Below are 12,160 nucleotides of genomic sequence, written 5' to 3' on the forward strand. Positions count from 1 at the left end.
GGCGAGGACGACCGTCTCACCCGTGACCGTCCCTCGGCGCCGCCCGGCCCCGGGCGGGGCGGTCCGCGCGCCGTGGCCGGGACCTGTCGACGCGTCGTCGTGGTCCCGGCAGCCGACGGCTCGTGGTCACCGGGAGCGCACGGCGTGGGGGTAGCGGGCCCGCAGCGGCTCGAGGTCGGGTTCGCCGAACTCCTCCCGCAGCCGCGCGAAGACCTCCTCCTTCCCGGGGCCGAAACGGGCCACGTCGCGGGCGTAGGCGCGGTAGGTCAGGAAGGCGGGCGGCCGGGTCTTGGTGTGGAACTTGTCGGCGTACATCACCAGCCGCTCCTCCGGGGTGCGCGCGGTGTAGTCGCCCGGCGGGACGGGCAGGCTCAGGCGCTCGATGTCCTGGCGGGTGAGACCGACGCCGGTGTGGCAGGAGCAGATGCGGGCCAGCGGCCGGGGCCAGCCCTCGGCCCGAAGGATCGCGTGGCCGGCGACGCCGTGCCGCACGTAGGTGCCCGGCGCGATCGTCCCGTCGGGCCGGTAGAGCGCGTACACGCCCACGTCGTGGACGAGGGCCCCGACGCGCACCAGGTCCCGGTCGAGGTCCTGCGCGCACCGGTCCGCGAGCTGGAGGGCGAGGGCGGCCACGATCTCGCAGTGGGTGTGGACGAGGTCGAAGGCCTCGGGCGACGGGGCGTACTTGGCGTGCAGCAGACGGGCGTCCTCTGCGGTGGGCCATGTCACGGCGTGATCCTCCTGCTCCTGCGGTGTCCGGTCGGGGCGGCCGGGTCACCGGAGGACCGCCGTCCGAGGCGCGCGGCGACGGCCGTTCCGGTTCCGGTCCCGGTCGTCATGCGTCAGGCGCCCGGGCCGGTGCGCACGAAGAGGCAGAACGGGTGGCCCGCCGGGTCGCACAGGACCCGCACGTCGTCCTGGGGCTGGACGTCCGCGACGGTCGCCCCCAGGGCGACGGCGTGCTCGACGGCTGACGGCAGATCGTCCGCCTCGATGTCCAGGTGCATCATCATCTGCTGCTCGGACCGCGCGGAAGGCCACCGCGGACGTGCGAAGAGCAGCTCCGTCTGGAACGACAGCCCGGCCCCGCCGTCAGGCGGTCCGATCTCGACCCAGCCCGGCTCCTCCTTGCGCACCGGCCACCCCAGCAGGTCCTGGTAGAACCGTGCCAGCCGGTGGGCGTCCGGTGCGTCGAGGGTGGTCGCGGCCAACGTGAGACGCGGTTGCGGCTTCATCCCGTGATGCTGCCCGGTTTCCCCGCCGGCAGGCCTGCCGGGCCGCTCCGGCGCGCCTCGGTCCCGGGATGTCCCCGGACACCGCCCCGCCGGGCGGGCGGTGCCCGGGCGGTTCAGAGGCCCAGCGTGATCGCGGCGGCCAGGCCGCCGAGGCCGAGGGCGAAGGCCGCCTGCTTCCAGCCGCCGGCGCCCCAGGGGAAGAAGCGGTCGACGGCCAGCCGGCCCGGACCGATGGCGGCGACGGACAGCGCGACGACGGTGATGCACACGCTGTACTCCACGCCGCCGTCCGTCTCCCACAGGCCGTGGGCGCCGGTCACGGTGGCCATGGCATTGATCATGACCCCGATCAGGGCGGCGGCCGCCAGCGGTGTCAGCAGTCCGAGAGCCAGGCCGAGGCCGCCGAGGAGCTCGGACAGACCCCCGATCACGGCGAAGAGTTCTCCCGGGTGGTACCCCAGGGCCGCGAAGCCCTTGCCGGTCGCGGTCAGGCCCTCGCCCCCGAAGAGCCCGAAGACCTTCTGAGCCCCGTGGGCGGCCATCAGCAGGCCGAAGGCCAGCCTGATGAGCAGCAGGCCGGCGTCGGCGGCGGTCGGCATGAAGGCGGTGGTGGAATGCGCCGCCGGTTCCGCGGAACGAGCGGCACGGTTCGGAATGCTCATGGTCAACATGGCAGTGCTCCGGTCGGAACGTCAGAACGGGCGTGTCCCCCGGCTCGGGCTGGTGCCGAGCGACCTGTGGCGGGTGGCCCCGCGCAGCGCCGCGGGGTGCTCCCCCGGCGCGATGCCGGCGCGGCCGGGTGCGGGGCCGTGCCCGCGGGCGGTGGCCCACGGGCACGGGCGGCCGGCGTCGCCTCAGCGGTCCGGGGTCGTCCGGTCATCGCGATCGTGGTCGCTCGGTTCGGGGCGCACGCAGCATTCCCCGGGCTCGGGGGCCAGGACGGCGTGGACGCCGTTGACCCGCAGGCCGTCGAGGCAGCCGCTGAGGAACGCCTGGTTCATGCCGCAGACCGGCTCCGGGGCCTTCGCGGCCGGCGGCTGGAAGGGGCAGTTGCGCAGTCGCAGGCGGGTGGCGGTCTCCCGGACGGGTTCGTAGCCGTACTGCTCCAGCAGCCGCTCGCGGACGGTCGGTCCGCGCTCGGGGGTCTCGTAGTGCGCGCGCAGCAGGCCGGCGTCGACGAGCTTGTCGAGGTGGAAGGCGGCGAGCTTGCGCGAGATGCCGACGCCGGCGGCGGCCTCGTCGCGGGTGACGGCGCGGCGCGCACGCCGGACGAACGTGAACATGCGCCGCCGCGAGTCCTCGCTCAGGACGCCGAGGGAGTCGATGGCGCTGCCGGCCGCTCCGGCCCGCACAGTCGGATCGGAAGCCACACCCCCACGATAACTCCCATGTGCGTGGGCACAAGTGCTCGGCCTGTGGTCATGTACTGCGTCTTTCGGCACTCCCTCTTCATAAGACCAAGTCCTGTTGGTCGAATCCGAAGGGTGCGGTGGTGCCGCCGCACCGCGGCAGCGGGGGTCACACCCGTCTCGGGGCGGCGGCGTCCTGGTGGCGGGCCAGTTCCCACGGGTCGTGCGCGCAGCAGACCTCGACCTGGTCGCCGTGGTCGCGGACCGGCTCGCGCAGCCGGGCCCGGGTTCCGAGCCGCAGGTCGCCGTGCACCTGTGAGTGCGTCTGGACGAGGTCCAGCAGCGGGTGGGGCTCCTTCGGGGGCCCGATCTCGCGGTGGTGGCAGTAGGCGTCGCCGCAGTGGAGGAGCCACCGGTCACCGTCGTGCACGGCGACTCCGGTGTGGCCGGCGGTGTGACCGCCGAGGGGGACGAGTCCGATCTGCGGCGGCAGTCCCTTCAGCCGCGACGCGGTGAACCCGAACCACCGCTCCCCGGGCCCGGGCCCGTAGGGGACCCGGCGGGGTTCGTGGGACCAGCGGGCCGGGCGGGCGCGGGGTTCCCGCCCGCCCGGCCGCGCGGTGCCGGGGTCGACGCCTCCGGACGGTACCGCTACTTGAGGTAGGGGCCGTCCGTTCCGATCTTTCCGGGGCCGTCGAGGACGTAGACGCGCAGGTTGCCCTTGCCCGGCGCGGCCACGCTCAGGGAACCGTTCGTGACGGTCCTGACGTCGCCGGTCACGGCGTCCCGGTAGGTGCCGTTCGGGATGCCCGCGTACGTCGCCGCGTCGGTGACGGTGACGAGCGCGAAGCTGTCGGTGCTTCCGCTGGTGTAGCGGCGCTTGTAGGCCATGGATCCGGAGATGCCTTCGGTGGAGTACTGGCCCGTCTGCAGTGCGGGGACGGCCCGGCGGATCTGGTTGAGCCGTTGCAGGTGCTTGACCAGCGGCTGGGCGAGGGTGGTGGCGACCTGGCCGCTCGCGGAGGCCACCGTGCCGAAGCCGGAGGCCGTGACCGAGCCGGCGAGGTGGTCGCCGTAGTAGGCCCGTCCGGTCGTGGCGAGCGGGCAGGTGGGGCCGCAGTCGATCTGCTTGCCCTTCTGGAACTCGATCTCCGAGCCGTAGTAGAGGGTGGGGATGCCGCGGAAGGTCCACATCAGCGACATGTTCTCGGCCCAGGCGTCGGTGCCGCCGCTGTAGCGGGTGGCCGACTTGTTGGGGCCGTAGTCGTGGCTGTCGACGTAGACGACGTTGTAGGTGGCGTCGTTGACGCTGTCGTCGGAGTCCTTGCCGTTGTGGTAGGCGTTGACGGCGTCCCCGAAGTTCATGTGCATGCGCATGTCGATGATGTTCATGCCGGAGAACCTGCTGTGGTCGGGCGCGTGGTAGGTGTTGCCGTCGAGGAAGGCGTTGGTGGAGGTGGGCTGGTTGCCGGTGCCGAGGTTGTTCTCGTGGTCGTACTGCTCGATGGCCGCGGTGGTGTCGTCCGCGCTGTACTCCTTGCGCTCCTTCCAGGTGTAGAACTGCGCGGAGTGGTTGACCGAGCCGCGGTTCCACTTGTCGTTGACGAAGGCGGCCACCTCGCCGAAGACGAAGAAGTTCTGGGCGGCCGCGGCGCCGAACTTCTGGGTGACCCTCTCCTGGATCGCGGGCAGGAAGCGGCGGTTCCAGGTGACGCGCGGGATGTGGACGGCCGTGTCGACGCGGAAGCCGTCGACGCCCATGTCGATGTACTTGTCGTAGGCGCCGATGAGGTAGTTCTGCACGGGCGTGGACTCGGTGTCGAAGTCGGCCAGGTCCTCGTGCAGCCAGCAGGAGCGGGAGTCCTCTCCCTCCCAGTTGCCGATCCAGCACTGGTGGTAGTACGCCTTGGGGAACATGCCGGAAGTGGGGCCGGGCCACTGGCAGTTGTAGATCGTGTAGCCTTCGGCGCTCTTGCCGCCGGTGGGCTTGCCCCAGTTCAGACAGGTGTTTCCGGTGGGTTCGGCGGTCGACCACAGGTCGCCGTTGTAGTAGGACTTCCCGGACTTGGGCTCGACGGTGAGGCCGTCGTACTCGAAGCCCTCGTTCCTCTCGTCGTAGTACCAGCTCCACTGGCTGTCGCGGACGCCGTACACGGTCGGGGTGAACAGGCCCTTGGCGCCCCAGCGGGAGCTGTGGTTGTAGACGACGTCCTGGTAGATCTTCATGCCCTTGGCGTGGGCCGCGTTGATCAGGTCCTGGTAGGAGGCGCCGGTCGACTCCAGGCGGGCGTCGACCTCGTAGAAGTCGTAGCCGTGGTAGCCGTGGTAGTCGTAGTCCGAGCGGTTGAGGACGACGGGCGTGATCCAGACCGCCGAGAAGCCGAGCGCCTTGATGTAGTCGAGTCGTTCCACCAGGCCCTTGAAGTCGCCGCGGAACATGGGGTCGTCGTTGGCCGCGTTGCCGGACTTGGTGTGCTGGCTGCCGCCGCGGTTGTTGGTGCTGTCGCCGTCGTGGAAGCGGGCGGTCATGACGAAGTAGATCGGGTCCTTGCGCGGGTCCGTGCCCAGCGGCGCTCCCGCGGCGGGGGCGGGCGGGTTCTTCCCGGTGGTCGCCTTGGCCGCGGTGGAGGCGGCGGAGACGTTGCCTGCGGCGTCCACGGCCTTGACCGTGTAGGTGTAGGCGGTGTCCTCCTCCAGGCCCGTGTCGGACAGGACGGTGGAGCCGACGTCGGTGACGGTGCTGCCCTTGGTGCCGCCGGTGCGGGTGACCTGGTACCTGGTGACGCCCACGTTGTCGGTGGCGGCGTCCCAGGAGACGACGACGGAGGTGTCGGTGGCGCTCGCCCTGACGTCGGCGGGGACGCTCGGCGCCTGGGTGTCGGGTTCCTCGGCCGCGCAGGGGTCCTCGGCGTTCGCGGTGACGGTGTTGTTCTTCACCGTGCTCGTCCCGGACGCGATGGTGTAGTCGGCGCCGTTGTTGTTGTCCCAGACGCCGTTGCCGTTGTTGAACGCGGCCTTCAGCGAGGTGGCGGAGCCGATGTCGACCGTCTTCTTCCACCAGCCGGCGCAGGCGGCTTCCATGCCCACGCCGGGCACGGCGGTCCAGGACCCGCCGGCGGGGGCGTAGTGGACGTTCGCGGTGGTCCAGCCGAGGGTCTGGGTGGAGTAGTAGACGGTCGCCTCGTTGCCGGACCCCTCGTCCGGAGCGGCGCACGGGTCGCTGTGCGCGACGACGCCGTCCTTGACGGTGATGTTCCCGGTGCCCAGGGCGTAGTTGCGGCCGCCGTTGTTGTCCCAGACTCCGTTGCCGTCGGTGAAGGTGGCCTGGAGCCCGGCGGCGGAGCCCAGGTCGACGGTGAGTTTCACCCAGTCCGTGCACGCGGCCTGCATGCGCGTGCCGGGCACGGTGGTCCACGGACCGCCGTCGGGGGCGTAGTGGAGGTAGTGGTCCGACCAGTTCTTCGTCTTCGTGGAGTAGAAGACGGTGGCCGATGCGGCCGTGGCGGTCGCCGGGTCGGCGGCCGCGGAGGGGGTGGGGATCGTGACCGGCAGGACGAGTGTCGCTGCGGCCAGGGCTCCGGCCGCCCAGGGGTGGGCGAGAGAGCGGCGGCGTCTCATGCGCGGCTCCAGGGTGCGGTGGGGAGGGTGCCGTGTGGGGTGGGCGCCGGCGCAGATCTCGACCCGCCTCGAGGTCTCCGGCGTCCTCGCCTGCACTGCATTGCCTTGCTGAAATTTTTAGCAACTCCTTGCAGGCGTCCGGAGATTACCCGTACATGACAGTGACGTAAAGGGTGTGCGCGGGCATCCGCCGGAGCCGTCGTCCGCGGCCGGACGGCGTGAAGCACGGCGCGCGCGGCGCCCCTGGTCCACCGCGGCGGTCCGACCGCCGCGGGCGGACGGACGCGACCGGCGTCGGCTCCCCCGCAGCGGTGCTATCAAGGGTGTATGAAGGTGTTCTCCGGGCGTCCCCGGAGCCCGGGACGTCGTCCGTCCGACGGACGCTCGAGGAAGCGCCGGTTCGCCCTGCTGGACGTGCACAGCACGGCCGGCCAGGTGTTCCTGCTCCAGGTCGTCATCGTGGTCCTGCTGATCGTGGCCGCGGTGACCGTCATGGTGCTCCAGACGGCGCGTGACGCGGTGGAGCAGGGGCGTCGTGAGTCGGTCGTCGCGGCCCAGTCGTTCGCGAGCGCCCCCGGCACGGCGGCGGCACTGCGGAGCCCCGATCCGACGGCGGTGCTCCAGCCGCGGGCCGAGGAGGCGCGCAAGCGCACCGGCCTCGACTTCGTCGTCGCCATGAACACGCAGGGAATTCGCTACACGTACCCCTACGCGAAGGAGATCGGGCAGGAGTTCGTCGGCACGATCGAACCGGCTCTGGAGGGCCGTACCGTCGTCGAGCAGGCCGGCGGGCCGCCCCTGCCCACCGGCAGGGGCACGGCCGTGCAGGCGGTGGTCCCGGTGACCGACTCGCACGGCAAGGTGGTCGGCCTGGTCTCCGCCGGGATGACGGTCCGCAACGTGGCGGGGCTGTGGCTGCCGCAGCTGCCGGTCATCCTGGGCAGCGGCGCGGCCGCGCTGGTGCTGTCCACGGCCGGCACGACGCTGGTGGCCCGGCGGCTGCGCCGGCAGACGCACGGCCTGGCCCCGGCGGAGCTGGCCCAGCTGTACGAGCACCACGACGCCGTCCTGCACGCGGTGCGGGAAGGCGTGCTGATCATCGACGCCGACGAACGGGTCCTGCTGGCCAACGACGAGACGAGGCGTCTGCTCGACCTGCCCGCGGACGTCCAGGGACGCCCGGTGCGGGAACTGGGGCTGCCGGAGCCGCTCGTCCGTCTGCTGTCGTCGCCGCAGACGGTCACCGACGAGGTGCACCTCGCGGGGGACCGGCTGCTGGCGGTGAACAAGCGGCCGGCGTACCCGCGGGCCGACCGGGGAGGCAGCGTGGTGACCCTGCGGGACACCACGGAGCTGGCGGCGGTCTCGGGGCGGGCCGAGGTCGCGCGGGAGCGGCTGAAGCTGCTGTACGAGGCCGGGGTGAAAATCGGCACGACGCTGGACGTGGGACGCACCGCCCAGGAACTGGCCGACGTCGCGGCCCCGCAGTTCGCCGACCTGGTGACGGTGGACCTGCTCGACGCGGTGCTGCGGGGCTGGGAGCCGACGGCGGAGGGCTGGCGGCATCTGCGCCGGGCGGCGATCGGCGGTGAACAGCGGACGGTGCCGGTGTACCCGCTGGGCGACGTCATCACGTTCTCGCCCGGAACGCCGCAGATGCGGGCGCTGCAGGAGCGACGGGTCGTGCTGGAGGCGGACCTGCGCCGGACGCCCGGATGGCGGGAACAGGATCCGCGGCGCGCCCGCGAGGCCCTGGAGGGCGGGCTGCGTTCCCTGGTGACCGTGCCGCTGCGGGCGCGGAACGTGGCGCTGGGCGTGGTGAACTTCTACCGGACGGCGGACGCGCCGGCGTTCGAACCGGAGGACCTGTCCTTCGCGGAGGAACTGGCCGCCCGGGCGGCGCTGGCCATCGACAACGCCCGGCGGTTCACCCGTGAGCACGCGACGGCGGTGGCGCTGCAGCGCAGCATGCTGCCGCGGACCCAGCCCGAACAGGACGCGCTGGAGGTGGCCTGGCGGTACCTGCCCGCCGAGGCGGGGGTCGGCGGGGACTGGTTCGACGTCATCCCGCTCCCGGGCGCCCGGGTGGCCCTGGTCATGGGCGACGTCGTCGGTCGCGGGCTGCACGCCGCGGCGACGATGGGCCGGCTGCGCACCGCGGTGCACAACTTCTCCACCCTGGACCTCCCCGTGGACGAGGTGCTCGGGAACCTGGACGACCTCGTCGTCCGCATGGACAACGAGGAGAACGCGGACGATGCCGCGGAGGACCACGAAGGGCAGGGCGTGACCGGAGCGACCTGTCTCTACGCGGTCTACGACTCGGTGGCGGGGTCCTGCACGATGGCCCGTGCGGGACACCCGGAACCGGTCGTGGTGCGCCCGGACGGGACGGTCTCCTCTCCCGGCGTCCCCGCCTCGACGCCCCTCGGCCTGGGCGGCCACCCCTTCGAGACGGCCGAGTTCTCCTTGCCGGAGGGTTCACAGCTGGTGCTGTACACCGACGGCCTGGTGGAGGACCGCGACCACGACCTCGACGCCGGACTGGACAGGCTGCGCCGGGCGCTGGACGGTTCGGGGCGCCGCACCCCGGAGGAGACGTGCCGGACGGTGATCGACGCGCTGAAGCCGTCGCACGCCTCCGACGACATCGCGCTGCTGGCGGCGCGCACCCGGGTGTTCCCGCCCTCGCGCGTGGCCGAGTGGGACGTGCCGTCGGACCCGGCGGTGGTCCCCACGGTGCGGGCGCGGTGCCGGCGGACGCTGCGGGAATGGGGACTGGAGGAGACCGGATTCGCCACGGAACTGATCCTCAGCGAACTGGTCACGAACGCGATCCGGTACGGCTCCCCGCCGGTCGGCGTGCGGCTGCTGCACGGACGCTGTCTGATCTGCGAGGTGTCCGACGGCAGCGGCACCTCGCCGCGGCTGCGGCGGGCGGCGACCACGGACGAGGGCGGGCGGGGGCTGTTCCTGGTGGCGCAGTTCGCCCAGCGGTGGGGCACGCGGTACACGCCCCGCGGCAAGGTCATCTGGACGGAACAGCTCCTCCACGACGGCGTGGCCGCCGCCGTGAGCCACATCCCGGTCGACTTCCTCCTCGACCAGTTCGGCGATCTCGACGCGTGAGCCTGCAGGACAGGCGGGCGCCGTCACCGGCCGCCGCCCCGCGTGACGCCCGGTGACGCTGCGGCAGGACGTACGGCCGTCACCCGCGGCCGACGGCCGACCGCGGGTCGGCCGGCCGCGCCGGCACGGCTCGCGTCGCCCGGGCGGGGTTCCCGCTCCACTCCTCGTGAGGAGGCACCTCCTCGCCCTTCATGAGGAAGGAGTCGGCCGTGAGACGGCCGTGGTCGCCGACCGTGGTGCCGTAGTGGACGAGGGCGCCGACGCCGACGGTCACGCCCGCGCCGAGGACGATGCGGTCGGACTTGAAGGCGCCGTCCTCCTGCGAGTGGCACTGGAGGGTGGTGGTGGCGTTGAGGGTGCTGCCGTCCCCGACGGTGACGAGGGTGCGTTCGGGCATCGCGCAGCCGTCGTCGAAGACCCGGCGGCCGATCCTGACGCCCAGCAGCCGCCAGACCAGGGCCTTGAACGGCGTGCCGTTGAAGAGCTGCTCGAAGCGGTGGGAGGACAGCTTCCAGTAGCGCTCGTGCCGCCAGAAGGAGAGGTCGTAGATCGAGCAGTACAGCGGTTTCAGCGGCTGCGTCCGGATGACGACCCGTTCCACCAGCGTGAAGTGGGCGACGGTGAACGCGAGCGTGAGCAGGCCGGCCAGGGCGAACACTCCCGCGCCGAGAACGGCGTAGAGGTCGACGGCTGCCATGGTGATGAGGCCGAGGCCGAAGAAGTGGCACCAGCGCACCAGCAGGAACAGGCCCGCGGTGATCGCGTTGTGCTTGTTCTTGGCGGCCAGGCGACGGCGCTGCTCGTCGCCGGCGGCCAGGTCGTCGAACTGCTGGTCGCGCAGTACGGTGCGGGGGATCTCGAAGCTCGGCGAGCCGAGCAGGCCCACGCCTTCGCGGACGGGGCCGTCGAGGGGGACCATGGCCTTCGTCGCGAGGAGGCAGTTGTCGCCGGTCCGGCCGCCCGGCGGGTAGGCGATGTTGTTGCCGAGGAAGCTGTGCGGTCCGATCTCGGTGCGGCGGACGCGGAAGGAGGTGGCCGAGTACTCCGCGTTGAGGACCGACAGGCCGTCCGCGACCATCGTTCCGCTGCCGACCCGGGTCAGGTACGGGTCGTCGTGCTTGACCAGGGAGCCGAAGTTCGACCCCGTCTGTTCGACGCGGCACAGGTCGTAGCCGAGGGTCCGCAGGTAGTGCACGATGGCCGAGCTGTCCCCGAACAGGGTGGTGAGGAACCTGATGTTGGTCAGGCGCGTCATCGCCCGCAGGACACCGTAGTGGAAGCCGTAGAGGGGGTAGGTCCGGCCCGGCTCGATCAGGAGGTTCAGCAGGCGCGGCACCGTGTTGACCGCCAGCAGGCCGGTCAGCAGCCCTCCGAAGAAGGCGATCAGGGAGGCGGCCAGGGCCTCCAGGTAGAAGCCGGGGCTGCCGAAGGCCGCCGGTCCGGTGGTGATGACGGCCTTCAGCTGGGGCACCGCGGCCGCCACCAGGCTCAGGCCCGCCACGGTCAGCGGCAGGTACACCAGCAGCACGCCGGCGAGCTGCCAGGCCCCGTACAGCGTCCTGCGCGGTGTGCCGCAGCGCGCCGGGCCGACGGTCGGCAGGCCGGTCCCGGCCGGTTGCGCGGGCGTGCCGTGCCACACCTGGCCGGGCGGCACGGTCTGCCCCGTGTGCAGTGAGGAGGCGTGCGCGAGCCGGGCGTCGTCGCCCATCGCCGTGCCGATGTCGACGACGGACTGCTCGCCGACGGTGGCGCGGGCGCCGATGGTCACCGGGCCCGTCTCGATCCAGCCGTCCCGTGCCCGGTACCCGGAGAGCAGCACGTCCTTGCGGATCACCGTCCCGTCGCCGACGCTGATCAGGTCGGTGCAGACCGGCACGGCACGAGCGAGGACGGTGACGCCCTTCCCGATGTGCGCGCCCATCGCCCGCAGGTACAGCACGTACAGCGGTGACCCCGTGAACAGACGGACCGGGCTGGACCGGATGAGGGTCTTGACGCACCAGAAACGCAGGTAGGCGAGGCTCCACAAGGGGATCCTGCGCGCGGTGAAGCGGCCGACGAGCAGCCACTTGGCCGCGATCGGAGCAGCGCACATGGCCAGGAAGACAGCGGCGCCGACGAGGACCGCCCGCCGGTAGACGTCCACCGCGCCGGCGCCGGCGACGATCCACGCGTAGCCCCGGACGAAGGCGAGGCCGCCCGCGCAGGACATGCCGGCGAAGGTCAGCAGCTGGGCCGCGCCGCACAGCACGTACGCCGGCGTGCCGGCCGGCGGACGGGCCGGCGTGTCGCTCGGCACGGCGTCGCGTCCGGGTTCCGGGGATCCGGTGCCGACCGGGCCGGGCGGGCCGGGCGGCGTGTCGCCCCGGGCGAGGGCGGCCGCCAGATCGCGGATCGTGGAGTGCCGGTACACGTCCTTCATCGAGGCGGTGGGGAGGTCGTCGCGTTTGCGCAGCCGGGCGCAGAAGTGGGCCATGACCAGCGAGTCCGCCCCGAGGTCGGTGAAGAAGTGGCGGTCCACGGGCACGTGCTCGGTGTGCAGCACGTCGGCCAGCACCCGTGCCAGCGCCGCCTCGGTGCCGGGGGCGCCGTCGGCGCCGTCCGTGGCGGTGCGGTGCTCCGGCGTGGCGGTGTCGTCGAGGGCGAGCGCGGGGTCCCTGCCGGGGGTGTTGCAGGTCACGACGGCTCCCGTCGGCCGCCGCGACGGGTGACCGTCCGGGCGGCCGCCACCCGGTGGTCCCGCTGGAGGACGGTCGCAGCAGGCCGCGCGGACGCCGCGCGGGCTCGGTCCGGGATCCGGCGAGAAATCCGCATACGCATGAGTCGTTC

General features: G+C 72.4%; 8 protein-coding genes. 1 reads left to right on the top strand and 7 read right to left on the bottom strand.

Annotation, left to right across the window (positions count from 1 at the left end; genetic code table 11):
- Positions 1-126: 126 nt before the first annotated feature.
- From ACH4F6_RS01335 to ACH4F6_RS01360, 6 genes are all read right to left on the bottom strand, one after another.
- Complete coding sequence (locus ACH4F6_RS01335) at positions 127-729, bottom strand: HD domain-containing protein (protein ID WP_397957742.1); 603 nt, start codon at positions 727-729, stop codon at positions 127-129.
- Positions 730-842: 113 nt separating this feature from the next.
- On the bottom strand, positions 843-1,235 hold the full coding sequence (locus tag ACH4F6_RS01340; RefSeq protein ID WP_397957743.1) for a VOC family protein: 393 nt from the start codon (positions 1,233-1,235) through the stop codon (positions 843-845).
- A gap of 113 nt (positions 1,236-1,348) precedes the next feature.
- Positions 1,349-1,834, bottom strand: a complete 486-nt coding sequence (locus tag ACH4F6_RS01345) for a DoxX family protein (protein ID WP_397958194.1) — start codon at positions 1,832-1,834, stop codon at positions 1,349-1,351.
- 255 nt (positions 1,835-2,089) lie between these two features.
- Complete coding sequence (locus tag ACH4F6_RS01350; protein ID WP_397957744.1) at positions 2,090-2,605, bottom strand: helix-turn-helix domain-containing protein; 516 nt, start codon at positions 2,603-2,605, stop codon at positions 2,090-2,092.
- 148 nt (positions 2,606-2,753) lie between these two features.
- Entirely contained in the window at positions 2,754-3,014 is a 261-nt protein-coding gene (locus tag ACH4F6_RS01355) for a hypothetical protein (protein ID WP_397957745.1), read from the bottom strand.
- Positions 3,015-3,235: 221 nt separating this feature from the next.
- Positions 3,236-6,202: a carbohydrate binding domain-containing protein gene (locus ACH4F6_RS01360; protein WP_397957746.1), complete on the bottom strand. Its 2,967-nt coding sequence runs from the start codon at positions 6,200-6,202 to the stop codon at positions 3,236-3,238.
- A 327-nt stretch (positions 6,203-6,529) separates the two neighbouring features.
- Here ACH4F6_RS01360 and ACH4F6_RS01365 point away from each other — a divergent pair, with 327 nt between their 5' ends.
- Positions 6,530-9,331: a SpoIIE family protein phosphatase gene (locus ACH4F6_RS01365; protein WP_397957747.1), complete on the top strand. Its 2,802-nt coding sequence runs from the start codon at positions 6,530-6,532 to the stop codon at positions 9,329-9,331.
- A 79-nt stretch (positions 9,332-9,410) separates the two neighbouring features.
- On the opposite strand, the gene ACH4F6_RS01370 is transcribed toward ACH4F6_RS01365, so the two are convergent.
- Complete coding sequence (locus ACH4F6_RS01370) at positions 9,411-12,011, bottom strand: Pls/PosA family non-ribosomal peptide synthetase (protein WP_397957748.1); 2,601 nt, start codon at positions 12,009-12,011, stop codon at positions 9,411-9,413.
- Between the last annotated feature and the right edge of the window lie 149 nt (positions 12,012-12,160).

Source organism: Streptomyces sp. NPDC017936 (genome assembly GCF_044328485.1).
Classification (GTDB): Bacteria; Actinomycetota; Actinomycetes; order Streptomycetales; family Streptomycetaceae; genus Streptomyces.